Annotated in this window: 26 protein-coding genes; 9 read left to right on the top strand and 17 right to left on the bottom strand. The window is 65.4% G+C overall.

What is annotated here, in order from left to right; translation table 11 throughout:
- Positions 1-28 precede the first annotated feature (28 nt).
- The 3 genes from G9408_RS13445 to G9408_RS13435 all read left to right on the top strand — a co-directional run bounded on the left by G9408_RS13445 (position 29) and on the right by G9408_RS13435 (position 4,233).
- A complete protein-coding gene (locus G9408_RS13445) occupies positions 29-1,714 on the top strand; it encodes an amidohydrolase (RefSeq protein ID WP_210423365.1) in 1,686 nt (561 codons plus the stop codon).
- Positions 1,701-2,963, top strand: a complete 1,263-nt coding sequence (locus G9408_RS13440) for an FAD-dependent oxidoreductase (protein ID WP_168454486.1) — start codon at positions 1,701-1,703, stop codon at positions 2,961-2,963. Before G9408_RS13445 ends, G9408_RS13440 begins: the two co-directional genes overlap by 14 nt.
- 121 nt (positions 2,964-3,084) lie before the next feature.
- Positions 3,085-4,233, top strand: coding sequence for an alpha-hydroxy acid oxidase (locus G9408_RS13435; RefSeq protein ID WP_168454485.1), 1,149 nt, complete (start codon positions 3,085-3,087; stop codon positions 4,231-4,233).
- Positions 4,234-4,455: 222 nt separating this feature from the next.
- Here G9408_RS13435 and G9408_RS13430 read toward each other — a convergent pair whose 3' ends face one another.
- Both G9408_RS13430 and G9408_RS13425 read right to left on the bottom strand, forming a co-directional pair.
- Entirely contained in the window at positions 4,456-5,205 is a 750-nt protein-coding gene (locus G9408_RS13430) for a TorF family putative porin (RefSeq protein WP_168454484.1), read from the bottom strand.
- A gap of 61 nt (positions 5,206-5,266) precedes the next feature.
- A complete protein-coding gene (locus G9408_RS13425) occupies positions 5,267-5,467 on the bottom strand; it encodes a hypothetical protein (RefSeq protein ID WP_120217150.1) in 201 nt (66 codons plus the stop codon).
- Between G9408_RS13425 and ispG the strand changes: the two genes are divergently transcribed.
- Positions 5,466-6,617, top strand: coding sequence for a flavodoxin-dependent (E)-4-hydroxy-3-methylbut-2-enyl-diphosphate synthase (gene ispG / locus G9408_RS13420; RefSeq protein WP_168454483.1), 1,152 nt, complete (start codon positions 5,466-5,468; stop codon positions 6,615-6,617). The genes G9408_RS13425 and ispG overlap by 2 nt on opposite strands.
- Before the next feature lie 174 nt (positions 6,618-6,791).
- Here the strand turns inward: ispG and pip are convergent, their stop codons facing one another.
- The 3 genes from pip to G9408_RS13405 all read right to left on the bottom strand — a co-directional run bounded on the left by pip (position 6,792) and on the right by G9408_RS13405 (position 9,188).
- Positions 6,792-7,886, bottom strand: a complete 1,095-nt coding sequence (gene pip, locus G9408_RS13415) for a prolyl aminopeptidase (RefSeq protein ID WP_168454482.1) — start codon at positions 7,884-7,886, stop codon at positions 6,792-6,794.
- Between the two features lie 78 nt (positions 7,887-7,964).
- Positions 7,965-8,690, bottom strand: coding sequence for a 2OG-Fe(II) oxygenase (locus tag G9408_RS13410; protein ID WP_168454481.1), 726 nt, complete (start codon positions 8,688-8,690; stop codon positions 7,965-7,967).
- 54 nt (positions 8,691-8,744) lie between these two features.
- The gene (locus tag G9408_RS13405) at positions 8,745-9,188 is read right to left on the bottom strand and encodes an abscisic acid-deficient protein Aba4 family protein (protein ID WP_168454480.1); all 444 of its coding nucleotides are present in this window, start codon (positions 9,186-9,188) and stop codon (positions 8,745-8,747) included.
- Positions 9,189-9,252: 64 nt separating this feature from the next.
- Between G9408_RS13405 and G9408_RS13400 the strand changes: the two genes are divergently transcribed.
- The gene (locus G9408_RS13400; RefSeq protein WP_168454479.1) at positions 9,253-9,852 is read left to right on the top strand and encodes a TetR/AcrR family transcriptional regulator; all 600 of its coding nucleotides are present in this window, start codon (positions 9,253-9,255) and stop codon (positions 9,850-9,852) included.
- 74 nt (positions 9,853-9,926) lie between these two features.
- Positions 9,927-11,585: a M28 family metallopeptidase gene (locus tag G9408_RS13395; RefSeq protein WP_168454478.1), complete on the top strand. Its 1,659-nt coding sequence runs from the start codon at positions 9,927-9,929 to the stop codon at positions 11,583-11,585.
- Between the two features lie 61 nt (positions 11,586-11,646).
- Here the strand turns inward: G9408_RS13395 and G9408_RS13390 are convergent, their stop codons facing one another.
- The 7 genes from G9408_RS13390 to G9408_RS13360 form a co-directional block, all read right to left on the bottom strand.
- Positions 11,647-12,474, bottom strand: coding sequence for a hypothetical protein (locus G9408_RS13390; protein ID WP_168454477.1), 828 nt, complete (start codon positions 12,472-12,474; stop codon positions 11,647-11,649).
- A gap of 104 nt (positions 12,475-12,578) precedes the next feature.
- Positions 12,579-14,882 carry a polyribonucleotide nucleotidyltransferase gene (pnp, locus tag G9408_RS13385; protein ID WP_168454476.1) on the bottom strand — a complete coding sequence of 768 codons (2,304 nt, stop codon included), beginning with the start codon at positions 14,880-14,882 and terminating at the stop codon, positions 12,579-12,581.
- A gap of 301 nt (positions 14,883-15,183) precedes the next feature.
- Positions 15,184-15,453, bottom strand: coding sequence for a 30S ribosomal protein S15 (rpsO, locus tag G9408_RS13380; protein ID WP_168454475.1), 270 nt, complete (start codon positions 15,451-15,453; stop codon positions 15,184-15,186).
- Between the two features lie 26 nt (positions 15,454-15,479).
- The gene (gene truB, locus G9408_RS13375; RefSeq protein WP_168454474.1) at positions 15,480-16,493 is read right to left on the bottom strand and encodes a tRNA pseudouridine(55) synthase TruB; all 1,014 of its coding nucleotides are present in this window, start codon (positions 16,491-16,493) and stop codon (positions 15,480-15,482) included.
- A complete protein-coding gene (locus tag G9408_RS13370; RefSeq protein WP_168454473.1) occupies positions 16,472-17,020 on the bottom strand; it encodes a GNAT family N-acetyltransferase in 549 nt (182 codons plus the stop codon). The genes truB and G9408_RS13370 overlap by 22 nt, the downstream gene beginning before the upstream one ends.
- The gene (locus G9408_RS13365; RefSeq protein WP_168454472.1) at positions 17,017-18,291 is read right to left on the bottom strand and encodes a M20/M25/M40 family metallo-hydrolase; all 1,275 of its coding nucleotides are present in this window, start codon (positions 18,289-18,291) and stop codon (positions 17,017-17,019) included. The genes G9408_RS13370 and G9408_RS13365 overlap by 4 nt, the downstream gene beginning before the upstream one ends.
- A gap of 44 nt (positions 18,292-18,335) precedes the next feature.
- Positions 18,336-18,938 (bottom strand): thymidine kinase, encoded by a 603-nt coding sequence (locus tag G9408_RS13360; protein ID WP_168454471.1) that lies wholly within the window; start codon positions 18,936-18,938, stop codon positions 18,336-18,338.
- A gap of 216 nt (positions 18,939-19,154) precedes the next feature.
- Between G9408_RS13360 and G9408_RS13355 the strand changes: the two genes are divergently transcribed.
- From G9408_RS13355 to G9408_RS13345, 3 genes are all read left to right on the top strand, one after another.
- Positions 19,155-20,573: a WS/DGAT/MGAT family O-acyltransferase gene (locus G9408_RS13355; protein ID WP_168454470.1), complete on the top strand. Its 1,419-nt coding sequence runs from the start codon at positions 19,155-19,157 to the stop codon at positions 20,571-20,573.
- An 88-nt stretch (positions 20,574-20,661) separates the two neighbouring features.
- Positions 20,662-21,585, top strand: coding sequence for a hypothetical protein (locus tag G9408_RS13350; protein WP_168454469.1), 924 nt, complete (start codon positions 20,662-20,664; stop codon positions 21,583-21,585).
- A 31-nt stretch (positions 21,586-21,616) separates the two neighbouring features.
- Positions 21,617-22,096, top strand: coding sequence for a GNAT family N-acetyltransferase (locus G9408_RS13345; RefSeq protein ID WP_168454468.1), 480 nt, complete (start codon positions 21,617-21,619; stop codon positions 22,094-22,096).
- Positions 22,097-22,137: 41 nt separating this feature from the next.
- On the opposite strand, the gene G9408_RS13340 is transcribed toward G9408_RS13345, so the two are convergent.
- The 5 genes from G9408_RS13340 to G9408_RS13325 all read right to left on the bottom strand — a co-directional run bounded on the left by G9408_RS13340 (position 22,138) and on the right by G9408_RS13325 (position 26,391).
- On the bottom strand, positions 22,138-23,226 hold the full coding sequence (locus G9408_RS13340; protein ID WP_168454467.1) for a S41 family peptidase: 1,089 nt from the start codon (positions 23,224-23,226) through the stop codon (positions 22,138-22,140).
- A 107-nt stretch (positions 23,227-23,333) separates the two neighbouring features.
- On the bottom strand, positions 23,334-23,531 hold the full coding sequence (locus G9408_RS13335) for a hypothetical protein (RefSeq protein ID WP_168454466.1): 198 nt from the start codon (positions 23,529-23,531) through the stop codon (positions 23,334-23,336).
- Positions 23,532-23,543: 12 nt separating this feature from the next.
- A complete protein-coding gene (locus G9408_RS16705; protein ID WP_328804466.1) occupies positions 23,544-23,837 on the bottom strand; it encodes a hypothetical protein in 294 nt (97 codons plus the stop codon).
- Positions 23,838-23,894: 57 nt separating this feature from the next.
- A complete protein-coding gene (locus G9408_RS13330; protein ID WP_328804465.1) occupies positions 23,895-24,677 on the bottom strand; it encodes an acyltransferase family protein in 783 nt (260 codons plus the stop codon).
- A 196-nt stretch (positions 24,678-24,873) separates the two neighbouring features.
- A complete protein-coding gene (locus G9408_RS13325) occupies positions 24,874-26,391 on the bottom strand; it encodes an acyl-CoA carboxylase subunit beta (RefSeq protein ID WP_168454465.1) in 1,518 nt (505 codons plus the stop codon).

Raw genomic sequence — 26,391 nt, 5'->3', positions numbered from 1 at the left:
CCCGGACTATTCAGGCCATGCCGGGGGCATGGCCGACCCGACGCTCCTGAAGGGGAGGGGCTTGATTGCGGCCGCGCTCGCCCTCTCCATCGCCGCCCCCGCGCACGCCGACACGCTCGTCGACAATGTCAACGGCATCACGCTCGACAAGGACGGCAAGCTGGTGCGCTTTACCGGGCTGGTCATCGACAAGGAGGGCAAGGTCAAAGAGCTGCTCGACCGCAAGGACAAGCGCCCCGAACGCCCCGATTTCAAGGAGGATGGCAAGGGCCGCACCCTGATCCCCGGGCTGATCGACGCGCACGGTCATGTCATGGGGCTGGGTTTCCAGCTGATGCTGCTCGACCTCTCGGGCACCAACTCGCTGGCCGAAGCCCAGGCGGCGATCCGGAAATATGCCGCCGACAATCCCGAAATGCCGTGGATCATCGGGTCGGGATGGAATCAGGAAAAATGGGGTCTGGGCCGGTTCCCGACCGCCGCCGACCTTGACGCCGCGGTGCCGAACCGCCCGGTCTGGCTCGAACGCGTCGACGGCCATGCGGGCTGGGCGAACACCGCCGCGATGACCGCGGCCAAGGTGACCGCCGCCAGCAAGTCACCCGACGGCGGCCGCATCGAGATGGCGGACGGCAAGCCGAGCGGCGTCTTTGTCGACGCCGCGATGAGCCTGATCGATAGCGCCAAGCCCAAACCCCTCGCCCGCGACCTCGACCGCGCCTTGCTGCTCGCGCAGCAGAAACTGCTCGAACAGGGAATTACCGCGATCGCCGACATGGGGACGTCGATCCTCGACTGGCAGGCGTTCCGCCGCGCCGGCGACAAGAAACAGCTCGCGGTCCGCATCCTCAGCTACGGCGGCGACATCGACAATATGGCGATGATCGCGGGCGGTGAACCGACGCCGTGGCTGTACGACGACCGGCTGCGCATGGTCGGGGTCAAGCTCTACCTCGACGGCGCGCTCGGGTCGCGCGGCGCATGGCTGAAGGCGCCATACAGCGACGCGCCGGGCCAGGCCGGCCTGCCGCTGCTCACCCCGGCGCAGCTCCGCAACAAGATGGTGCGCGCGTCGATGGACAAGTTCCAGGTGACGATCCACGCGATCGGCGACGCCGCCAATGCCGAGGCCTTGAACGCGATCGCCGACCTTAACGCCGACTTGCCGGGCGAACGCCGCTGGCGCATCGAACATGCGCAGGTGATCGACCCCGCCGACATCGCGCGCTTTGCCAGCCTGAAGGTGATCGCCTCGATGCAGCCGGTCCACCAGACCAGCGACCGGCTGATGGCCGAGGCACGGCTCGGCCCCGATCGGCTGAAGGGCGCCTATGCGTGGCGCAGCCTGCAAGCGGCGGGCGCCCGCCTCGCCTTTGGTTCCGACGTCCCGGTCGAAAGCGCCGATCCCTTTGCCGGCCTTGCTGCCGCCATCTCGCGCACCGACGCGAACGGCCAGCCCTTTGGCGGCTGGCGGCCCGAGGAAGCGGTGAACCGCGAAGCGGCGCTCGACGGCTTTACCCGCACCGCGGCCTACGCCGCCTTCGCCGAGGACCGCATCGGCACGCTGATGCCGGGGATGCGCGCCGACTTCCTGATGATCGACGCCGACCCGATGCTCGCCAGCCCCGACGAAATTCGCAAGATGGTGCCGCTCGAAACGTGGATCGGCGGCTACCGCTATTACAAGAAGGACGCGCCGGGTGGCGGGCGATAGCGTCCCCAGCCGGCGGGCGCTGCTGACCGGACTCGCTGCGCTGCCGGTTGCGGCGAGTGCGGCGGCGGCCGAACGGCGCTCGAAGAAGCGCAAACCCGCCAAGCCCAAGGTCCAGCACGTCGATGTCGCGATCATCGGCGCCGGGGTGTTCGGCGCATGGACCGCGTGGCATCTGCTGCGGGCGGGCAAGAGCGTGCGCCTGTTCGACGCCTATGGCGCGGGGCATGTCCGCTCGTCCTCGGGCGGCGAAAGCCGCGTCATCCGCATGGGCTATGGCGCCGATACCATCTATTCCGAAATGGCGCGCGAATCGCTGCCCTATTGGAAAGCACTGTCGGACAGCGCCAGTGCGCCGATCTTTCACAACACCGGCGTGCTGTGGTTCGCGCCGCAGGGCGACGCCTATACCGCGCAGTCGCTGGCGTGGCTTCAGGCCAATCGCGTCGGCCACGAGCATGGCGACGTCCGTTGGCTGCAGGACAAATATCGCCAGATCCAATTCTATCAGGGCGAGACCGGCATCCTCGAAACCGAATGCGGCGCGCTGATCGCGGGCCGCGGGGTCCAGGAAGTCATCGCCGATGCTGAGATCGCCGTCGAGCGCGTCGTGATGCCCGCGCCCCTGCTGTCGAAACGGATCAAGCGCCACAGCCTGCCCGACGGCGGCACCGCCGACCATCTCGTCTATGCCGCGGGGCCGTGGCTCGCCGAACTCTTCCCGCAGCAGCTGATGAACAAGATCGTCGCGACGCGGCAGGAGGTCTATCATTTCGGTGCGCCGCAGGGCGACACGCGCTTTGCGCCGCCCGAACTGCCGGTGTGGGCCGACAACAGCAACAACGGCATTTTCTATGGCATCCCCGACCTTGAGGGGGCCGGGTTCAAGATCGCGATCGACCGCCACGGCCCGGCGATCGACCCCGACACGATGGAGCGCAGCCTGACCCCGGCGGGGATCGCCGAGGCGCGCGCCTATATCGCCCGCCGCTTCCCCGCCCTCGCGTCGGCACCGCTGATCGGCGGGCGCGTCTGCCAATATGAGAATAGCTCGAACGGCGATTATCTGATCGACCGCTTTCCGGGGCAGGAGCGCGTCTGGCTCGTCGGCGGCGGATCGGGGCACGGGTTCAAGAACGGCCCGGCGGTGGGCAAGCGGATCGCGGCGCATATCCTTGACGCGAAGCTGGCGGTCGAACCGCGCTTCAGCTTTGCGACCAAGGGGACGGTGGCGGCAAGAACGGTCTTCTAATTTCGATCACGCACCCCAACCGAGTCATCCCGGCGAAGGCCGGGATCTCGCCGGCGAGGGAGAACGAGAGGGTGAGATCCCGGCCTTCGCCGGGATGACGATTTAAGGGGGACAGACAAGCGTGCGCCTCACCGACTGCCACAATATCGACGACTTCCGCGCGCTCGCAAAACGCCGCCTACCCTGGCCGGTGTTCGACTATATCGACGGCGCCGCCGATGACGAGGTCACCCGCCGCCGCAACCGCGCCGCGTTCGACGATTGCGACCTGATCCCCCGCGTCCTCGCCGGGGTCGAAAGCGTCGATATGCGCACCACCCTGTTCGGGCGCGAGATGGCGATGCCGCTGTTCCTGTCGCCGACCGCGCTCCAGCGCCTGTTCCACTGGCAGGGCGAGCGCGCGGTGCTGCGCGCCGCCGCAGGCGCCGGGACGATGGCGGGCATCTCCAGCCTCGCGACGATCAGCCTGGCCGAAGCGGGCGCGCTGACGGGCGGTCCCAAGCTGTTCCAGCTCTATGTCCACAAGGATGAAGGCCTCAACCGCGCGATGCTGGCCGCGGCGCGCGATGCGAAGTTCGACGCCGTCGCGCTCACCGTCGATACGATCGTCGGCGGCAACCGCGAGCGCTGCCTGCGCTCGGGCTTCACTTCGCCGCCGCGCTTCACGCCGGGCAATATGCTGAGCTACGCCGCCAAGCCCGGCTGGGGGCTCAACTATGTGCTGCGCGAGAAATTCAGCCTGCCGAACCTCGCGACGCATGTCTCCGAAGGATCGAGCGTCCCCAAATCGGTCGCCGACTATTTCACCTCGATGCTCGACCAGAGCCTCGACTGGAACCGCGCCGAAGCAATCCGCCAGCAGTGGGACGGCCCCTTCTGCCTGAAAGGCATCGTCGCGGTCGAGGATGCCAAGCGTGCGGTCGAGATTGGCGCCACTGCGATCATGGTGTCGAACCACGGCGGGCGCCAGCTCGACGGCAGCCGTGCGCCGTTCGATGCGCTGGCCGAGATCGTCGATGCGGTCGGCGACAGGATCGAGGTCATCTGCGACGGCGGCATCACCCGCGGCACCCATGTGCTGAAGGCGCTATCGGTCGGCGCGAAAGCCTGTTCGGGCGGCCGCCTCTATCTCTACGCGCTCGCCGCGGCGGGCGAGGATGGTGTCGCCCGCGCCATCGCGCTGCTGCGCGCCGAAATGGAGCGTGGCATGAAATTGATGGGCGCCAAGTCGCTCACCGACCTGTCGCGCGACAATCTCCGCTGGCGCTAGAGCATCGTGTGTAAAATGTGAGCCGTTTGCCCTGAGCTTGTCGAAGGGCCGTTCTTTCTTTTAGCGTCGCAAGAAGAAGAACGGTGCTTCGACAAGCTCAGCACGAACGGGTTGGGAGATCGTACAGAATTGATGCACGGTGCTTTTGCTGCACGCACGAAAAAGGGGGCGGCCTCCCCCGAAGCCGCCCCCTTCGCGCGTGGTCGCTGACCCGCTAGGCGATCAGAAAGAAAAGCCCAGCGTAAAGACCACGGTTGGATCGAACAGCGTATCGACGGCCTTGATGCCCGACTTTTTGATGTCGGTGTCGATATATTGAACGGTAAAGGTCGCGGGACCAGCGGCGAACGAAGCGCCGAGCATCCAGTCGAGGTAATTGCCGCCGGGCGCCAGCGCGCCGAGCGAACCGTCGGTATAGCCGAGCCCGGCGTTGAGCGTCACCGGGGTGTTGGGGATGCCGTAGCCGAGGCCAAGGTTCAGATAGATATTGTCGTTGCTGCCCAGCGAGTTCTGGTCGGGGGCATAAGCCACCGTGCCGGTTGCCGAAACGGGGCCGATGTCGTGCGACAGCTTGCCGATGATTTCGACATAGTCGCTGGGACCGGCAAAATCCTGATTGCCCGGATAGACATAATAGGTTGCGCCGAGATCGACCGTCGTGCCGGGCGCGATTTCGGTCGCGAAGCCGGCATAAAGATCGAGCTCATATTTGCCATAGAGGGGGCTGTCGGGCAGCGTCGATCCCCAAACGCCGGCGTAAAAGCCGCTTTCGTGGCTGGCAGTAATCGTCGACTGAAGCGCCACCTTTTCGTTCGACAGCGAAATGCCGCGGAACCGGTAATCCGACACGACCGAAACACCGCCCGAAAGCGAGACCGGGCCGCTGGCTTCTTCTTCCTGGGCGAAGGCGGGCGTCGACATGGCCGACGCGGCGAGCAGCATGCCGAAACACGCTTTGGTAAGAAACTTCATGGGTGATCCCCCTAGTAAAACAACGGATCGTCCCAGCCTGCTGTACGCTGTCCACGCCTCTTTAGAGCGGGCCTGTGACGTCGAACGATTCAAAATTGCCGATTTTGCTGCGCCGCACAAACAAAAATTGCGCCTGCCCATGATTCGGCGACAAACTGTGTCTTTCGCGCAACAGCTTGATCGGAGCGCGCAGGCTTTGCCAAGTCGCCTCGCGACGGCTAAAGAGCGCGCCTGTCCCCTTCTCGATCGAGCCCGAACCCATGAGCGATCACAACCCCGGCCTGCGCCCCTGGCGCGACATCGCGCGGCGCCAATGCCGCCAGATCATGGTCGGCGATGTGCCGGTCGGCGGCGGCGCACCGATCACGGTCCAGACGATGACGAACACGCTGACCAGCGATGCGGTGGCAACGATCGACCAGATCCGCCGCTGCGAGGAAGCCGGCGCCGACCTGATCCGCGTGTCGTGCCCCGACACCGATTCGACCGCGGCATTGGGCAAGATCTTTCGCGCCGCGCGCATCCCGATCATCGCCGACATCCATTTCCACTATAAGCGCGCGCTCGAAGCCGCCGATGCGGGCGCGGCGTGCCTGCGCATCAACCCCGGCAATATCGGCAGCAGCGAGCGCGTCGGCGAGGTCGTCCGCGCCGCCAAGGCGAACGGCTGCGCGATCCGCATCGGGGTCAACGCGGGCAGCCTTGAGAAAGACCTGCTCGAAAAATATGGCGAGCCCTGCCCCGAAGCGCTCGTCGAAAGCGCGCTCGACCATATCAAGCTGCTCCAGGATCACGACTTCCACGACTATAAGGTCGCGGTAAAGGCGAGCGACGTCTTCCTTGCGGTCGCCGCCTATGCGCAGCTCGCCGACGCGGTCGACTGCCCGCTCCACCTCGGCATCACCGAAGCCGGCGGACTGATCGGCGGCACGGTCAAATCGGCGCTCGGGATCGGCAACCTCCTCTGGGCGGGGATCGGCGACACGATCCGCGTCAGCCTGTCGGCCGAACCCGAAGAGGAAGTGCGCGTCGGCTATGAAATCCTCAAATCGCTCGGCCTCCGCACCCGCGGCGTGCGCGTCGTCTCCTGCCCCAGCTGCGCGCGGCAGGGTTTCGACGTCATCCGCACCGTGCAGGCGCTCGAAGAGGCGCTCAGCCACATCAAGACCCCGATGTCGCTCTCGGTATTGGGCTGCGTCGTCAACGGCCCCGGCGAGGCGCGCGAGACCGACATCGGCATCACCGGCGGCGGCAACGGCAAGCATATGGTGTACCTCTCGGGCGTCACCGACCACCATGTCGAAGACGCCGATATGATCGGCCACATCGTCAAGCTGGTCGAAGCCAAGGCCGCCGAAATCGATGCGGGTAACGCGGTCAGCATGGACGTCACACACGGCAAGGCCGCGTAAGCGCGCAAACGCACCCGATCGCTCTAATATCTTAGCTCTGAGCATCTGATATGAACCGTTCGCCCTGAGCTTGTCGAAGGGCCGTTCTTTCTTTTGACGTCAGAAGGAAGAACGGTGCTTCGACAAGCTCAGCACAAACGGATTTGAAGGGGATGCGGATTTAACGCGCCATGCCTAAGCCCGGGGCAGCGGCACCAGTCCATCCATCACCGCGGTCAGTGCCAGCGCATTTTCGCGCTCCATCGCGCTATGCCCGGCGTTGGTGATAATATAGCTCACCGGCTCGGCGCCTGCCGCGCGCAGCGCGGTGACCAGCCGCGACGCCTGCGTCAGCGGACAGACTTCGTCGAACCGCCCGTGGACGATATGGATCGGGATCGCCGCGAGCGCCCCGATATGATCAAAGAAATGCCCCGCGGGCAGGAACAGCGCGTTCGCGAAATAATGCGCCTCGATCTGCGCAAAGCACAAGGCGAAGTCCGCCTCGCCGAACTTGCCGGTATCGGCGGTTTCGGGGATCATGTTCGAAATCACCCCCTCCCACAACGACCAGGTCAGCGCCGCCTCCAGCTGCCGCGCCTTCTCCGCCGCGGTGGTCGGCACCATGTCAAAGATCGCCTTGTACGACGCCATCACATCGCCGCGTTCGGCGGGGGTCAGGACGTTCAGCAGCGCCGCCCATTCATCGGGATATTTGATATAGGCGCCCGGCGCGGTCAGGCCGAACGGGTCGGCGTCCCATGTCGCGGCATTGCCCTGATACAGATAGTCGAGATCCTCCGGCGCGCCGAGGAAGATGCCGCGCAAGATCAGGCTGGCGCAATGCGCCGGATGCGCGATCGCATAGGCCATCGCCAGCGTGCTGCCCCAGCTGCCGCCGAACACGTGCATCGGCCCCGCGATCCCCAGATGGTCGCGCAATTTCTCGATGTCGCCGATCAGGTCGGCGGTGGTATTTTTGGCGAGCGCGACCGCGGGACCGGCTGACGCGACATTGGGCTCGCTCTTGCCGCACCCGCGCTGGTCGAAGAGGATGACGCGATAGCGTTTGGGGTCAAAGAAACGCGCCATCGCGGGGGCGCAGGCGCCGCCGGGGCCGCCGTGCAGGAACATGACGGGCTCACCGGCGGGGTTGCCATATTCCTCCCAATAGACGCGGTGGTCGGGATCGCGGTCGACATCCAGCCAGCCGAAATTCAGGCACGGCGGCTGCGGATAGACCCAGTCGTCGCCGATCTTGCTGCTCGCCTGAAGCCGGGAAAAATCCATCGCCGCTGTCCTCGCTGGTGCCGTGGGGGAAGCACTGGCTTAGCCGCCCTAGCCGCCATGTCCACCCGCTGGGCGGAGTTAGGCCGCGTCGTGAAAGATCACCCCCAGCGTATGCCGCCGCCCCGAGCGGATCGCGCTCACCCCGTGGCGCATCGCAACGCGATAATCGCCGCGGCTGCCCGCGACCGGCCGTTCGTTCACCGCAAAGATCACCGCATCGCCCTTGTCCAGCGGCACGACAGCGGCGCGCGACTGCATCCGGGGCCGCTGCTCGGTCAGCACGAACTCGCCGCCGGTGAAATCATCGCCCGGCGCCGACAGCAGCACCGCGACCTGCAACGGAAAGACCTCGGCGCCATAGAGGTCGCGGTGCAGGCAATTATAGTCGCCCGGTCCATATTGCAGCAACAGCGGCGTCGGACGCGCCTGCCCCGCCGCATGGCAATGCGCCAGATAGTCGGCGTGGCGAGCGGGAAAGCGCGAATCCTGCCCCGTCCGTTCGTGCCAGCGGTTCGCGATCGGCGCCAGACGGGTATAAAGCGCCCCGCGTAGCGCCGCGACCAGCGGCGGCAACGGATAGGCGAAATAGCGATACTCGCCGCGCCCGAACCCGTGCCGCGCCATATGGACATGGCTGCGGAACAATGCCTCGTCGCCATATTGCGCCGCGGCCGCATCGGATTCGCGCAGCGACAGCAGCCGCGGCAACACCGCCCACCCCTCGCTGTCGAGCGAGGCGGCAATGGCAGGCCAGTCGAGCGCGGCGCTGCGCGCGGCAATCTCGGTATCGATCGTCTCGGTCATGCCGCGCCCCTGCCACGTCGCCGCGTGGCGGGCGCCCCGTTTCTTGCGATCAAATCATTCCGTGCGCGCGATCCCGCGAACCCCTGCGCGGACCGCGAACCACAGCAGCAATCCCAGCGGACCGAACAAAAAGGTCAGCGGCAACGTCGGCAGCACCAGCAGCGGATGAACCCCCCGCGCCTCGGCATCGCGGCAAATCCAGGTTCCGATGAACAGGTCAAATGCCAGATAATGCAGCCACCCCGCGGTCAGCAGAAAATCATTGGCGAACCAGGCGCGAACTTCGGGGATCGACCCGAAGCCGCCGTCGGCATAGGCGCCGCGCCCACCCCACCACAGCAGGCCATAGGCGACCGCGATCAGCCCGGGGATGACATATTGGGTGACCGTCCAGACCCCGGGCCGCGCGCGCCGGAAGAACAGGGCGACGAGCAGCGCCACCCATCCCAAAAGCGCCAGCGTTCCCGCCAGTGAAAAAAGTGCCGCCGGTTCAACCATCTTGCCACCCCCATCTGAACACTGCAAAGATGGCGTTGTGAGCAGCAATCTAAACAATGTCAAGATGACGGACAAGTCGCGCCCCTATCACCATGGCGACCTTCGCGCCGCGTTGATTGCAGCCGCCGAAGCGGTGATTACCGAGCGCGGGGTCGATGGCTTCTCGCTTCGTGAGGCAGCGCGCCGCGCCGGGGTATCGCCCGCCGCGCCCGGGCATCATTTCGGCGATGCGCGCGGCCTGCTCACCGCCGTCGCCACCGCGGCCTTTACCGAACTGGGCGATGTCCTGACCGCAGCGGCGGCGATTCCCGGTAATCGCCGTACCCGACTGGAAGCACAGGGCGCGGCGTATGTCGGCTTCGCGCTCGCGCACCCCGCGGCGTTCGACCTGATGTGGCGGCGCGCGGTGGTCGATGCCGCCGATCCCGATTTCGCCGCCGCCGGCCGCCGCGCCTTTGCGATGCTCGACGAGGTGGTCCGCGCGGGCCAGCCCGCCATCGCCGACCCGCTCGATCCCGCACTGGCGCCGACCGTCGCCGCATGGTCGCTGGTCCACGGTTTCGCAAAACTGGCGGTTGAGGACGTGTTCGGCAGCGATCCCGGCACCCGCGAGCGCGCCGCCGCCGCGCTGCTTCCTGCTGTTCTGGCCTGTCTGGAGGTCTGACGCGACCTGCGCGCTTCAATGTCGCGTCGAAACCGCTTAGGCTGGCGGCTCATCAACCGGGAAGCCTTTGCCTCATGACCCTACGCCTCGCCGCCGCCGCGCTCCTTGCTGCCGTTTCAGTCCCTGCCGTCGCGCAAACCGCCCCGGCGATCGACCCCGCCAACCTCACCGAAACCGTGCGCACGCTCGCCTCCGACCAGTTTCAGGGCCGCGCGCCGGGGACGATCGGCGAGGAACGCACGATCGGCTATCTGATCGGGCGGCTGCAGGCGCTCGGGCTCGAACCCGCGGGCGTCGACGGCGGCTGGACCCAGCCTGTGCCGTTGCTGCACACCCGCCTTGGAACCGCCACGACGCTGGCGTTCGACCGCAAGGGCGCGGCGACGCCGCTCGCCTTCGGCACCGACATCTATGTCTCGACGCTCCAGCCCCAGGATCAGGCGGTAGTTCAGAACGCGCCGCTCGTTTTCGTCGGCTATGGCGTCACCGCGCCCGAACGCGGCTGGGATGATTTCAAGGGGCAGGATCTGAAGGGCAAGGTCGCGGTCTTCCTGATCAACGACCCCGATTTCGTCGCGGCCAAGGGCGAGGATGCGTTCGGCAAGTTTGGCGACCGTACGATGACCTATTATGGCCGCTGGACCTACAAGTTCGAGGAAGCGGCGCGGCGCGGCGCGATCGCGGCGCTGATCGTCCACGACACCGACGGCGTCGGCTATGGCTGGAATGTCGTCAAAAGCGGCGGCGGCGAAAATTACGGCCTCGTCGTGCCGCCCGAAAAGATGACGAGCCTGGTGCTGCAGGGCTGGATTTCGGGCGAGACCGCGACGAAATTGTTCGCCGACGCCGGGCAGGATCTCGCCAAACTGCGCATCGCCGCGCGCCGCAAGGACTTCAAACCCGTCGCCCTTGGCACCAGCTTCAACGCCGCCGTCCCGGTGACGCACGCGGTCGTGCAAAGCCAGAACGTCCTCGCGAAGATCCCCGGCGCCAAACGCCCCGACGAGGTCGTGATGTACGGCGCGCACTGGGACGCCTATGGCGCGGGCGCGCCCGACGAAACGGGGCGCATCTACCGCGCCGGCGCCAACGACGACGCGCTCGGCGTCGCGGGGTTGTTCGAAATCGCGCGCGGCTTCAAGGCCGCGCCACCGCCCGACCGCAGCATCCTCTTCGCCTTCTGGACCGCCGAGGAGCGCGGCCTGCTCGGTTCCGAGGCCTATGCGGCGAACCCACTCTATCCGGTCGAAAAGACCGTCGCCAACCTCGGCCTCGACATCCTGCAGACCGCGGGGCGCGCCAAGGACGTCATCCTTGTCGGCAAGGGGCAGGGAACGCTCGAGGATGATCTCGCGCGCGTCGCCGCCGCGCAGGGCCGCACCGTTTCGGTCGAAAGCCTGCCCGAACGCGGGCTGTTCTACCGCGCCGACCATTTCAGCATGGCCAAGCGCGGCGTCCCCGTCCTGCTGATGATGGGGATCGCGGGTGCCTCCGACCTTGTAAGCGGCGGCAAGCCCGCAGGGCAGGCGTGGGTCGATGCCTATACCGGCAAATGCTATCATCAGGCATGCGACGCCTGGGGGCCCGACTGGAACCTCGACGGCGCGGTGCAGGATATTTCGCTATTCTACACGATCGGCGACGAACTGGCGCGCTCGGATCGCTGGCCCGGCTGGAAAGCCGGCAGCGAATTCAAGGCGATCCGCGACCAGAGCGCCGCGGCGCGCAAATAGCCCGCCATCGCGACGGCAGCGCAATGCGAGGAAGGCCGCATTGGCGGATTAGAAAATCCCGTCAGGCGGCTTTGCAATTTGGGTCGACAAATTTGCCCTTTTTGCCGCTGGCAAAATGCCGCGCTCTGGCTAGTCGATCCCGGAGCTCCGCAGTCACGGCCTGCTGAACCCAGTTGTCGCCCAGTTTTGCGATCCCATCAGCCCTGCCCAAGGAATAGACAATATCTCGAATGTCATCCGATTGCGGGCGCTTATCGACCACGCTGCCCGCATACATTGGGTCACCCAGTTCGGAAGCGCGAAGTTCCCATTGCCCACGCTTACTTTGGTCCAGCTCTACCCAGAAATAGTGGTTTGCAACATGATATGCAGCCGAAGCATTTTTCCTGCCTGCGCTGCGAATCCAGCTGCTTGGACCGCTACTTGCAGTAGCCAGGGCTGCGCGCGCGCTGCGGAGATTTGCGATGTAGAAATATCTATCGTTGGACCCGCCGGGACCACAGGTAGAAAGCATGTTGCGATTGCGGTATCCGTTTTCCAATAGCCGGATCGCGGCGTCATAGAAAACAAGCTTATGCCGTTTGTCGATCGCACGCTGACCTTCCCACATCCAATCGTCGGCCATGGACGCCATCGTATGCGGATCCCCAACGCGGATCGCTCGGCTAGCCCATATCTTTCCCTTGCGGCGATCCTCACGAACAAACGCATATTCCTGCCACACTTGTCCAACAGCGCGGATATCGCCTGTGTCGGCTTTTCGGATCAGAGCTCGCAGCTCCTTTTCCGGCATCGGTTCGACGCAGGCGCAGGCGCTGGTCGATGTCCCTAAGAGACCAGAAACGGCGATTAAAGCGACTGCAAGAAACAGAACGCTCCACTTACCCATCGCCCTACTCCTCTCCTGCCTGGATATTCTGATATCCTTAAGCAGGTTAAGAAAAAAGGGGCCGCCTCTCGGCAGCCCCTTTCCTGTTTCGATAAACCGAAGGTTTAGTCCTTCAGGAAATCAGGCACATGGCCCTGATCTTCCGGGCCGTCGTTGCGTTCGCGGCGCGGGCCGCGATCGCGGTCGCCGTCGCGGCGCGGACCACGGTCGCCACGACCGCCGCCATCGCGGCGCGGGCCACGATCGCCGCGGTCACCGCGCGGACCACGATCCCCGCGCGGTTCGCGCGGCGGGCGGGTGTCTTCCAGCTCGGCGCCGGTTTCCTGATCGACGACGCGCATCGACAGGCGAACCTTGCCGCGCTGGTCGATCTCGAGCACCTTGACCTTGACTTCCTGGCCTTCGCTGAGGACGTCCGAGACCTTCTCGACGCGCTCATTGGCGATTTCGCTGACGTGAACCAGGCCGTCCTTGCCGCCCATGAAATTCACGAACGCCCCGAAATCGACGAGGTTGACGACCTTGCCGTCATAGATTTTGCCGACTTCGGCTTCCTCGACGATGCCGCTGATCCACTTGCGCGCGGCTTCGATCTGGTCGAGGTCGCTCGACGAGATCTTGATCAGGCCTTCGTCGTCGATGTCGACCTTGGCGCCGGTGGTCGCGACGATCTCGCGGATCACCTTGCCGCCGGTGCCGATGACGTCGCGGATCTTCGACTTGTCGATCTGCATCGTTTCGATGCGCGGCGCGTGCGCCGACAATTCGCTGCGGGTCTCGCCGAGCGCCTTGTTCATCTCGCCAAGGATGTGCGCGCGGCCTTCCTTCGCCTGGTTGAGCGCGGCTTCAAAGATTTCCTTCGTGATGCCCGCGATCTTGATGTCCATCTGCATCGTGGTGATGCCTTCGGACGTCCCCGCGACCTTGAAGTCCATGTCGCCGAGGTGATCCTCGTCGCCCAAGATGTCGCTGAGGATCGCATAATCCTTGCCTTCGAGGATCAGGCCCATCGCGATGCCCGACACGGGGCGCTTGATCGGCACGCCGGCGTCCATCATCGCGAGCGAACCACCACACACCGACGCCATCGACGACGAGCCGTTCGACTCGGTGATGTCGCTGGTGAGGCGGATCGTGTAGGGGAACTCGTCCTTGGTCGGCAGCACCGGGTGCAGCGCGCGCCATGCGAGCTTGCCGTGACCGACTTCGCGGCGGCCCGGGGCGCCGAAGCGGCCGACTTCACCGACCGAATAGGGCGGGAAGTTATAGTGCAGCATGAAGTTCTGGTACGACAGGCCGTTGAGGCCGTCGATCATCTGCTCCGCATCCTTGGTGCCCAGAGTAGCCGTAGCGATCGTCTGGGTTTCGCCGCGGGTGAACAGCGCCGAACCATGCGCGCGCGGCAGGAAGTGCGTTTCGGCGACGATCGGGCGGATCTGCGTCGTCGTGCGGCCGTCGATGCGCTTGCCGTCCTTCAGGATGGCGCCGCGCACGATTTCGGCTTCGAGCTTCTTGGTGAGCTTGATGCCCGCCATGACGTCCTGCGGGCTGAGGCCGTCGGCCGTGAAGCTTTCCTTCGCCTTCGCGCGCGCTTCGTTCAAGGCATTCGAACGCGCCGACTTGTCGGTCAGCTTGTAAGCCGCCGCAATGTCCTTGCCGATCAGCTTCTTCAGCTTGTCCTTGAGCGCGGCATTGTCGTCCGACGCGGCCATTTCCCACGGATCCTTGGCAGCTTGTTCGGCGAGCTTGATGATCGCCTTCACGACTTCGCGGCACGCGTCGTGCGCGAACAGCACGGCGCCGAGCATGATGTCTTCCGACAGCTCATTGGCTTCGGATTCGACCATCATCACCGCGTCGTAAGTGGCGGCGACGACGAGGTCGAGGTCGCCCTCGGCGACCTGTTCGTCGGTCGGGTTCAGAATATATTCGCCGTTCAGGTAGCCAACGCGCGCGGCACCGATCGGGCCCATGAAGGGCACGCCCGAAATGGTGAGCGCAGCCGACGCGGCGACCATCGCAAGGATGTCGGGCTCGTTATGACCGTCATAGCTCAGAACCTGGGCAATGGCGTTGATTTCGTTGTAGAAACCTTCGGGGAACAGCGGGCGGATCGGACGGTCGATCAGGCGGCTGACCAAAGTTTCCTTTTCGGTCGCGCCGCGTTCGCGCTTGAAGAAGCCGCCGGGGATGCGACCCGCGGCCGAATATTTTTCCTGATAATGGACGGTGAGCGGGAAGAAGTCCTGCCCGTCCTTCACCGACTTCGCGGCGGTCACGGCGCACAGGACGACCGTTTCGCCCAGCGTCGCCATCACGGCGCCGTCGGCCTGGCGGGCAACCTTGCCCGTTTCGAGCGTCAGCGTTTCACCGCCCCACTCGATCGATACTTTTTTCACGTCAAACATGTGGTTTCCTTCGCCCGCCGGGCCCTATGCCGGGCGGGGCCTCTGTGTCCGGGCAATCCGGCCCGGGGCGGTGTAGGGCGTCTGTCTGCCCTATGGCGGCCCCGCCGGATGCGGGGCGGCCTTTTGTCAAACTCAACACCCGCTCGTCCTGAGGAGCCATTGAGCTTGTCGAAATGGCGTCTCGAAGGATGTTTGCGTCTGCGTCCTTCGAGACGGGCCTTCGCCTTCGCTCAGTCCCTCCTCAGGACAAACGGAGGCTTGGACAAGCAAACGGCCCCGCGAAGGGGCCGTTCACCGTGAATTATTTACGCAGACCCAGCTTCGCGATCAGCGCCAGATAGCGGGCCTCGTCCTTCTTCTTCAGATAGTCGAGGAGGCTGCGGCGCTTGTTGACCATCATCAAAAGGCCGCGGCGGCTGTGGTTGTCCTTGTGATGCGCCTTGAAATGGGCGGTCAGCGTGTTGATGCGGTCGGTCAGGATTGCGACCTGCACTTCCGGCGAACCGGTATCGCCCTTTGCGCGGGCATTGTCGTTGATAACTTCGGTTTTGCGCTCGGCGGTAATCGACATATTCTTTTTTCCTCGAACATCCTTGTTTACAGATTGAAGCCCCGGACGACCTTCAGCGTTCCCGCCAAAGCCTCGATCAGGGCGATCGGACGATCTTGATCGTCCCGTCCCCAATAGAGCCCGTCATCCGTAGCTACCCCGGTCCAGACACGACCCCGACGGATCGCCCCTGCCGCTTCCGGGGAAAGGTTCAGAGCCGGGATGTCGACCAGCCCTGCCTCGAGCGGCAGAAATATCTCTGATTGCGCGGCCCCTTGGCCGAACGCGTTCAATTTGTCCAGCGAAATCGCCTGTGACAGGTCGAACGGCCCGGCCTTCGTGCGGCGGAGCATCGTGACATGGCCGACGGTGCCGACGGCGTACGCGATGTCGCGGGCAAGGCTGCGGATATAGGTACCCTTGGAAACGTGGGCGATGAGGGTGATTTCCTCCACGCCCTCCCCTTCAGGGGAGGGCAGCGAGACTTGCCGGCTTGCCGGCTTAGTCGCAGCGGGTGGGGGCCATCGGCCCTGCGCAAGGCCGATGGCCCCCACCCCAACCCCTCCCCTGAAGGGGAGGGGCTCAAGCGAATGCACCGTCACCCCCCGCGCTTTCATCTCGACTTCTTCACCCTTGCGCGCGCGATCATAGGCCCGTTCGCCGTCGATCTTGATCGCCGAGTAGGCCGGCGGCACCTGCTCGATCGGCCCGGTGAAGCGCGGCAGCACCGCCTCCACCTCCGCCAGTGTCGGTCGCACATCGCTTACCGCGACCACTTCGCCCTCGGCATCGAGCCCTGCGGTCTCGGTCCCGAACCGCACGGCAAATTCATAGATTTTGCTGGCATCGAGCATCCGCCCGCACAGTTTCGTCGCCTCGCCGAGCGCGATCGGCAGCACCCCGGTCGCCAGCGGATCGAGCGTGCCGCCATGGCCGACCTTCACCTTGCCGAGCCCCGCCTCGCGGCACACGCGCTTCACCGCGCCGACCGCCTGCGTCGAGCCAAGTCCCAGCGGTTTGTCGAGGATGATCCAGCCGTTCAAGCGCGCCCGCTCGCCCATTCGTCGGCCAGCAGCGACCACAGCGCGGTATCGCGGACATGGCCGGTCCAGGTGATCCGTTCCGACCGCAGCGTCGCCTCCTTGGTACAGCCGAGCTTCGCGACCGCGGCCTGACTGCGCTTATTGCGCTCATCGATGCGAAATTCGATGCGGCGGATACCGGCGGCAAAGGCGTGGTCGATCATCAACCGCTTCAGGCGCCCGTTGAAGCCGGTACCGCGCGCATTGGGATGGAGATAGCTGTTGCCGATCTCCACCGTCTCGGCCGACCAGTCGGGGCGCAGCCACGCGGTCATCCCGACCAGCGTGTCGCCGTCGAAAATCGCATAGGGCATCCGCCCACCGCCGCCGATCAGCGCGTCAAAACTCCGATCGAAATGCTCCCCGCCAAAGCTGGAGGAATAGATCGTCCAGATGTCGCCGTCGGCGGCGCAAGCCGCGCGCAGCGCCTCGCGATGCGCCTCGGCCAATTTGACGAGCCGCAAATCCCCGTCGGCCAATTCGACATACAGGCGATCGCGGATCATCGGGCGCCCGCGGTCGCGAGCAGGATGGCGAGCCCCACCGACGCGCCATGAACGCTCTTGGTCTTCTCGACGTCGATCCACTCGTCGAGCGCATGCGCGCGTCCGCCCTCGCCGCCCGACCCGATCGTCACCGCCGGAATCCCCAGGCTCATCGGCAGGTTGGCATCGGTCGACGAAAAGGCGGCTCGGGGGGTCAGTCCCAGCGCGCGAATGATCGCATTGGCAGTGCGGACGATCGGCTGCGTCGCCGCCGTTTCGCCCGCCGGTCGGTCGCCGATCGGCTTGATGTCGGCGGTGATCGGCCCTTCCTTCACCGACCGCGCGGCATTTTCGGTTTCGACGCCCCGCTTGACGACCGCGAGGAACGCCTGTTCCAGCTTGGCGAGCTCAGCCGGATTTTCGGACCGCATATCGAATTCGACGAACACCTCGTTCGGGATCGAATTGACCGACGTGCCGCCGCCGGTGACGCTGGCCGAATAGGTCGTCTTGGGCGTTGCCGGCACCGGTATCTTGTAGAAATCGACGATCGTCTGGCTCATCGCAGCCATCGGATTGACCAGGCCGAACGCATTGAAGCTGTGGCCGCCCGGTCCCTTGTACGTGACGCGATAGCGTTTCGACCCGACCCCGCCGGTGACGATGCTCGACGGATCGATGCCGTCCATCGAGATAAAGGTCTGAACCCGATCCTTATATTTGCCCTTGGTGAACAGGTAACGGACCCCGCGTAGATCGCCCGGCCCTTCCTCGCCGACATTGCCGACAAAGATGATGTCCTGCTTCACCCGGACGCCGCTTTCCTTCATCGCGCGCGCATAGGCAAGCAACACCGCCAAGCCGCGCGTGTCGTCGCCGACGCCGGGGGCGTGCAGGCGCGTGCCTTCGCGGCGCACCTTGACCGGCGTGCCTTCGGGAAACACCGTGTCGAGATGCGCGGCGATCATCACCGCCGGACCGCCTGCAGGGCCGGTGCCGCGATAGACGCCCATCGCATTGCCTTCCGCATCGATTTCGACGTCTGCCAGCCCGGCATCGATCAACATGTCACGATACGCAGCGGCGCGGGCGGCCTCCTTGAACGGCGGCGCCGGAATTTCGGTCAGCTTGATGATTTCATCGACCATCCGGTCGTGATCGCGATCGAGGATGCGGACCGCCGACACATAGCCCTTGGTCTCGAGCACCGCTTCGGGCTTCGGCTGCGATGCGACCTGGACGGGTGCGGCGGCCAGCAGGGCAGCAGCGGTCAGCAACAGCGTGTTACGCATGGAAATCCTTTCATCAAAACCGAAGTGTCGGCACGCGCCCGCGATCAAGCGGGAACCCCGGCGGCGGCGGCCTCGCGCCGCTTTGCCATGAAATGGCGTCGGCACATCGCGACGTAGCGATCGTTGCCGCCGATCTCGGTCTGCGCGCCTTCGACCACCGCGCGGCCCTGTTCGTCAACGCGCAGGTTCATCGTCGCCTTGCGTCCGCATTCGCACACGGCCTTGAGTTCAACGAGCGCGTCGGCGATGCCGAGCAGCGCCGCCGAACCCGGGAACAGCTCGGCCGAAAAATCGGTACGCAGGCCATAGCAGAGCACCGGAATGCCGCTTTCGTCGGCAAGCCGCGCCAGTTCCAGCACCTGCGCCCGGGTCAGAAACTGCGCCTCGTCGACCAGCACGCAGGCGAGCGGGCGCTGCGCATGTTCGGCATTCACCGCGGCCCACAGGTCGCTGTCGGGATCGAACTTATGCGCCTCGGCCATCAACCCGATGCGGCTCGTCACCTGCCCCACGCCATAACGGTCGTCGAGCGCCGCGGTCCACAGCATCGTCTGCATGCCGCGCTCGCGATAGTTGAAATCCGCCTGGAGCAGCGTGGTCGATTTGCCCGCATTCATGCTGGCATAATAGAAATAGAGCTTGGCCATGGGGGTGCGATAACCGCTCAATTTGGGCGAGGCAATCACCCCCTCCTCGTCATCCCGGCGAAGGCCGGGATCTCGCCCGCGCGCCAAAACGCACCGTTGAGATCCCGGCCTTCGCCGGGATGACGATTTCCTTGAAGGCTGGATTGCTTGACTCACCCCCACCCCACTTTCATGCTGCGCACCAAAGACGCAGCATAAACAGTGGGGAGAGCTGCCATGCGGTTGATGCCGGTGACCGACGCGATGTTTCTCGTCGCCGAAACGCGCGAGACGCCGATGCATGTCGGCGGGGTCAATCTCTACACCCTGCCCGAAAAGGTCGACGAGACGGAATGGCTGAACGAGATGCTCGCCTTGCTCCGCCAGCAGGAAGGGCTGCGGCGGCCGTTTTCCGAAGTCCTGAAGCTCACCCCGCTCGGCCAATATGGCCCGATCCGGCTGGTCCCCGACAAGGACATCGACATGCATTATCATGTCCGCGCCGCGGCGCTGCCGAAACCGGGGCGCTATCGCGAGATGTTCGAGCTCGCCTCGCGCCTCCACGGCACCCTGCTCGATCGCACCCGGCCGATGTGGGAGATCACGCTGATCTCGGGGCTGCCGAACCGCCAGATCGCGACCTATTTCAAAATCCACCATGCCTTCATGGACGGCGCCAGCTCGATGCATTTCACCAATGCGATGCTCAGCAACGACAAGAATTACAAACCGACCGCCTCGCCGATGTCGGTCGAGGTCTATGAGGCCTATAAGCGCAAATTCCCGACCGCGAAAAAGGCGCCGACCCCCAGCATCACCGACCTCAAGGCCATCGGCGCCTTTCTGAAGGAGCAATGGGGCAACAGCGTCGGGGTGACCAAGGCCTTGAACCAATATGCCGCGGCGATGTTCGGATTGGGCGGCGGCGACCTTGCAACACCGTGGGCGGGCCTGCCGCGCACCAGCTTCAACCGCAACATCACCGGCGCCCGCCGCTTCGTCGCGCAAAGCTGGTCGCTCGAACGCGTGCGCGCGATGGGCAAGGCCTATGACGGGACGATCAACGACGCGGTGCTCGCCATGTGTTCGGGCGCGATGCGCAAATATCTGCAATCGCTGAACGAGCTGCCCGACAAGCCGCTGAAGGCCATGGCCCCGGTGTCGATCCGCGCCAAGGACGACATCGATTCGGGCAATTCGGTCGCCGCGGTGACCGCCAATCTCGCGACGCATATCGACGATCCCGCCGAGCGCATGCGCACGATCCAGGCATCGATGAACGCGGCGAAGGCGCAGCTGCGCGAGATGACCGCGCAGCAGATCCAGATCTATACCGCGATCACCCAAATGCCGCAAATGCTGACCGCGCTCACCCGCACCGCCGACCGATTTCCCGCGTACAGCGTCACCATCTCGAACGTCCCCGGTCCGCGCGAACAGCTTTATTGGAATGGCGCGCGATTGGACGGCATGTATCCCGCGAGCATCCCGGTCGACGGCATGGCGATGAACATCACCCAGGTCAGCAACAACAAGAATATCGACTTCGGCATCACCGCGTGCCGCCGCAGCGTGCCGCACGTCCAGCGGCTGATCGACTATCTGGAGGATGCGCTGGTCGAACTGGAACAGGCGGCGGGGATCAAGGGGAAATAGATGCCTGCGCCCGGTACATCTTAGCTTTTTACACGCTGGCCGCAGCCGCCTAAATTGCCCGGCGATACCAAGCGAGGGGGGATCCGATATGCTGGGCAAATTCGATGCGCTGGACCGGTTGGTCCAGCTGCTGCTGCTGATCGCCGCGGTCGGCGCCATCGCCAATGGCGGCTTCATGCTCGTCGATCCGCTCGCCTGGTATGTGTTCATCCCGACCGTCATCACCACCGGGCCGCCGAACGCGCATTTCATCCGTGACATCGGCCTCGCCTATGTCGGGTCGGGACTGATCCTGCTCTACGCCGCCGGGCATCCCATTCTGCGCTGGCGCGCTGCGGTCGTCGGCGGGCTGTGGCTGACGCTCCACGGGCTGCTCCACATCTATGAAGTGCTGGCGGGCATTTGCGGTCCGGCGACCTTCTGGGCCGACGCACCGGGAGTTCTGGGCCATCCCTTGCTGGTGATCGCGGCGCTGGCGATCCTGTTCGCGCGCCAGCGGATCGCCCCCGCGGGCATCCCCGCGCGGCTGTTCGCGCAGGCCGCGGACAAGGCGACCGGCGGCAACAGCCCCTATCTCCCCGACCTGATCGCCGCGCCCGGTCATGCTGCCGAAAAATTCCAGCACTTTATGCCGGTCACCGCGCACCGCCACGCCGCACCCGCCGACGCCTTCCACGCCGCGCGGATCGGCGCGACGCTTGCTGCCGATTGCGGTCCCTGCGCGCTGATTGCGGCCGAAAGCGCGCTCGGCGACGGCGTCGCGCGCGCCACCGTCAACCGCCTGCTCGCCGCCGACCCGCCCGCCGACCTTGCCGAAGCCTTTGCCTTCGGCGTCGCGATCGGCAGCCACGACCCCGCCGCCGACGCGCATGGCGCGCAGGTCGAAATGCTCTATGGGCGCACCGTCCGCTTCGAAATGGCGCTCACCGCGGCAACGGTCACCGCCTATCCGGCGCTGAAGCGCGGACTCGGCTTCGCGAACAGCTGCGCGCTCCACAAGCTGGAGGTTTGACAGCGACGGCGGCGCGCGACACAGGGCGGGCATGACCCTCGCGATCCGCCCTGCCACGCCCGCCGACCTGCCGTTGATCGCGCAGTTCATCCGCGACCTTGCCGACTATGAAAAGCTCGCGCACGAGGTTCGCTTCGACGAAGCCACGCTCGGTGCGAAGCTGTTCGGCCCGCGCCCTTATGCCGAGGTGCTGATCGGCGAGATCGACGGCGAAGCGCAGGGCTTCGCGCTCTTCTTCCACAATTTCTCGACCTTCGAAGGGCGCCCCGGCATCTATCTCGAAGATCTCTTTGTCCGCCCGACCGCGCGCGGATCGGGGCTCGGCAAGGCGCTGCTCGCGCATCTGGCCGAGCTGTGCGTGACCCGCGACTGCGCGCGGCTCGAATGGAGCGTGCTCGACTGGAACGCGCCCGCGATCGGCTTTTACCAGAGCCTCGGCGCTAGGCTGATGGACGAATGGACCGTCATGCGCGTCGATGGCGACGCACTGACGAAACTCGCCGCGTCCTAGCGACCCGTCATCCCGGATAAGGCCGTCATGACAATGGAGAGCTAGCGGGCACCCCTTGGCCGCCGCCGTTCCATCGGCGCTTTCGGCAGATGGAGATCCGACAATCGCCTCGCTTCGCCCGTCGCGACCCCCAGGTCGGTCAGCACGCGCACCAGCGCATCCGCCGGGGCCACCGCGACATCGGGCGCGACGCCTTCGCCTTCCCAATCCTTGCCGGTGACGGGGTCGTAGGTTCGCCCGACCGGGATGAACGCCTGGAACCCGCCGCCCAGCTCCTCGCCATAGCCGAAATGATTGGCGCCGCCGGTGGCGCTGCCGACCAGCGTGCCGCGCCCCGTATGCTTCATCGCCAGCGCAAAATGTTCGGCCGCCGACCCACTCGCGCCCGACGTCAGCACAAAGATTTTCGCATCATGCAGTCGCTTGTCGCCATTGGGGGTTGCCCAATGCTCGCGCGCCACCATGCCCGGATCACCGCCGACTTGGCGCAGCGTCGGAACACCCGCGATCGGCGAGCCGCCCGCCGCGTCGACAGAGGTGCGCGTCGCCATCGTCACCAGCCGCGTCGGCTTGTCGAACAGCCACGGGAAAATGACATCCATCTGGTCGAGCCCGCCGCCGCGATGGGTGCGGATGTCAAAGATGATCGCTTTGGCGTCGGCGTGATCGGCCATGAACTTTGCTGCCTGCGCGGTCACCGCCGCGTCCATCGGAAACAGGTTGAAGCGGATATAGGCGACCCCCGGCGCGATCCACCCGGGCTGCTCGACGGGGGGCAGGCTCACCGGCGCCGCGCGCGGCGGGCCGCTCCCCGCGGGCGGCGCGACCGGCGTGCTGCCTTCGGGCGGGCGAACGCGCAAATGGCCATCGGGCGACACCCCGTTGACCGTCGCATCGAGCGCCTTCGCCAGCGCGTCGCCCGACAGCGGTGCATAGCGGCCCGACGCAATGGCGGCGCGGATCGCCGCCGCATAGCGTTTGCCAATGTCGGGATAGACATAATCGCGTTCGAGCAACGCCGCATATGTTTCCGCGATCGCATCGGCGCTGGTATCGTCGGCTGCCTGGGCGGGCGCCGCCATGATCACCGGAACCAGCGCGGCGCCGCCGGCAAGCAGCAAAGCGGCCATAATATGCGTCGAACGAATCACCTTTGATCTCCCATCCAGCCCCGGCCAAAAGGAAGTGTATCGTACCGGCAATACAGATCAACTACATTTGTAGTCGATAGCCCAAATCAACGCTTGCGCGCGAACCAGACCAGAAAGATGCCGACCACCGCGAGCACGATGCCGTTGCGCGTCCACGTCGTATCGCCCAGCATGAAGCTGCTCGCCGGCCAGCGGACGATGTCGAGCCCCTGCAACGCCCACAGCCCGCCGACCAGGATCATCGCGACCCCCAGAATCGCGAAAACGCCCTTCAATGCACCCATGATGACCTCCCCCTATATGCGCTGCAATCCGATCAGCGGCCGCAGCCAGCCGATGCTGCGCCCGATCCAATAGAAAAGCCAGCATCCCGTCACCGTCGCCGCGAGCAGGATCAGGAAGGACGGCAGCGCCGCGACCCCGGCGCCCAACAGATACCAGCCGACAACGACGATGATCGTCTGGTGGACGATGTAAAAGGGGAACACCGCCTCGGCCAGCATCGCGCGCCGCGCATGGTCGCGGTTCCAATATCGGTCGGCGATCCCCAGCAGCGCGACGATCGTTGCCCACCCCTGCACCTGCCGCATCAGGTGGTAGAGCAGGATCGCCCCGTCCGGCGCGCGGGTATCGCCGGGCCAGCTCAGCTAGACCCAGGCGATGGGAACAAAGGCGATCACCGCCAGCACCGCGGCAGGCTTCCAGCAATGTGCGACCGCCGCGAACAGCTGCGGGCGCACCCGCAGCAGCCAGCCGGCGGCAAAGGCGACCAGATAGTGAAGGTGCGACGGGCCATCGTCGAACAGCGCATGCGTCTCGTCATGGTCGGGAAAGGCGACATAAATCGCGATCCACAGCAGCATCGGCACGGCCAGCACGCCCCATCTGTGCAACAGCCGTGCCGCCGCGTCCGCAACCCGCGCGCGCGCCGTCCCGGGGACGACGGCGATCACCAGCGCCGCGAGCATCGTGTACGCCCACAGATACACGACAAACCACAGATGCTGCCAGGTCGGCAGCGCGATGCCGTCGATGAACTGAAACCCGAAATAATCGCGCAGCCAGAAATGGAGAAAATCATGCGGATAGCCATGCTGTCCCTTGAGGTCGATCCACGGCTGCGGCGGAATGATCACCGCCACCGCAAAGAATAAGGGAATTAGCAGCCGGGCACTGCGCGAACGCGCAAACGCACCGCTGCCACCCAGCTTGGCGAACAGCGCGGCGCTCGCGTAGCCGGAAACGAGGAACAGCAGCGCCAGCCGCCAGCCATTGGTCGCCAGCATCGGGATCGCCACCCAGTCGAGCGGTTCGGCAATCTTCACATGCCAGCCCCACGGCACGAAATACATGCCGATATGATAAAGGATGAGCAGCGCAAACGCCGCAATCCGCAGCCAGTCCATGCCGTAATGGCGCGTAGAATTCATGCGCTGCCTTCCCATCCCGTCATTGCGAGCGCAGCGAAGCAATCCAGAGCGGTTTACGCAACTCTGGATTGCTTCGCTGCGCTCGCAATGACGACGTTATTTCTCCACCGTCTCACCCTTCGCCGGGATGACGGACCAAGAGAATGTCTCAGCGCTGTTGTGGCACCCCGCAACTACGTCCAACGTCACCTTCCGGCTATCCAAGCACCCGCCACGCCAGCTCGGCAAACTCGCACAAGAGCGGCCGCGTATCCCTTGGGTCGATAATATCCTCGACCCCGAATTTCTCCGCCGTCCGGAACGGGCTACGCACCCGGTTGAGCCGCTCCCTGATCGCCTCCAGATGCGCCGCCGGGTCCGCCGCCGCCTCCAGCTCGCTCTTGTACGCGACCTCGACCCCGCCCTCGATCGGCAGGCTGCCCCAGTCGCCCGACGGCCAGGCGAAACGATATTGGAACCGCTCGGCGTTCGACATGGCGCTGCCCGCGATCCCGTAGGCGCGGCGCACCACCACCGACGCCAATGGCACTGTCGCGCGGTAGATCGCGTTCATTGCTTGCACACCATAGCGGATCGTCCCCGTCCGCTCGGCCTCGCCGCCGATCATGAAGCCGGGATTGTCGACCAGATGGACGATCGGCAGCCGGAACTGGTCGGCGAGCTTCACGAAGCGCTCGGCCTTCTCGCTCGTCTTCGCATCCCACGATCCGCCCAGATAGGAAGGATCGCTCGCGAGCACCGCGACCGGATAGCCGTCCAATCGCGCGAAGGCCGTGATCACCGCGCGGCCCCAGCGCGAACCCATTTCGAAAAAGCTGCCCTTGTCGAACACCGCGTCGGCGATGCGCCGCATCGAATAAACCTGCTTCGCCTCGCGCGGCACCACCGACAGCAGGCTCTCGTCGCGGCGATCGACCGGATCGCTGCACGGCCTACGCTCGGCCCGGTCATCGATCGACGACGGCAGGTAGGACAGGAACCGCCGCGCCGCGGCGAACGCCTCGGCCTCGCTTGCGACCTCATCGTCGACGACCCCGTTGCGCGTATGGACGTCGCTGCCGCCAAGTTCCTCACGATCGAGCGTATCGCCGATCGCCGCCGCGACCGCCGGTCCTGCTGCGAACAGCTGCGACAGCCCGCGCACCATCACGCTGTAATGGCTCGCCACCACCCGCGCCGCGCCCAGCCCCGCCGTCGGCCCCAGCGCCAGCGCGACCACCGGCACCGTATCGAGGTTGGCGATGATCTCATGCCACCCCGGCACATGCGGGATGTAGGTATAGCCCATATCCTCCAGCGTCTTGACCGACCCGCCGCCGCCGGTGCCGTCGATCATGCGAATGAGCGGCAGGCGATATTCATGCGCCATTGCCTCGCATTGGACGAACTTGCGGTGCAGCGCCGCATCGGCCGCGCCGCCGCGCACGGTAAAATCGTCGGCGCTAGCCACCACCGGGCGCCCGTCGATATTGGCGCGTCCGAAAATGAAATTGCTGGCCGCAAGGTCTTCGAGTTCGCCGTCGGGGCCATAAGTCCCGCGCCCCGCGATCTTGCCGATCTCGCGAAAGCTGCCCGCATCGACGATCCCCGCGAGCCGTGCCCGCGCGTCCATCTTGCCGCGCCCATGCTGGCGCGCGACCTTTTCTTCGCCGCCCATCTTCTCCGCCATCGCGCGCCGCGCGGCGAGTTCGTCAATCTCTTTTTCCCAGCTCAT

The sequence above is a fragment of the Sphingopyxis microcysteis genome, from assembly GCF_012274265.1.
GTDB classification, from domain to species: Bacteria; Pseudomonadota; Alphaproteobacteria; order Sphingomonadales; family Sphingomonadaceae; genus Sphingopyxis; species Sphingopyxis microcysteis.
The sequence above is the reverse complement of the archived record's forward strand: the minus strand, read 5'-3'. Positions and strand labels throughout refer to the sequence as shown.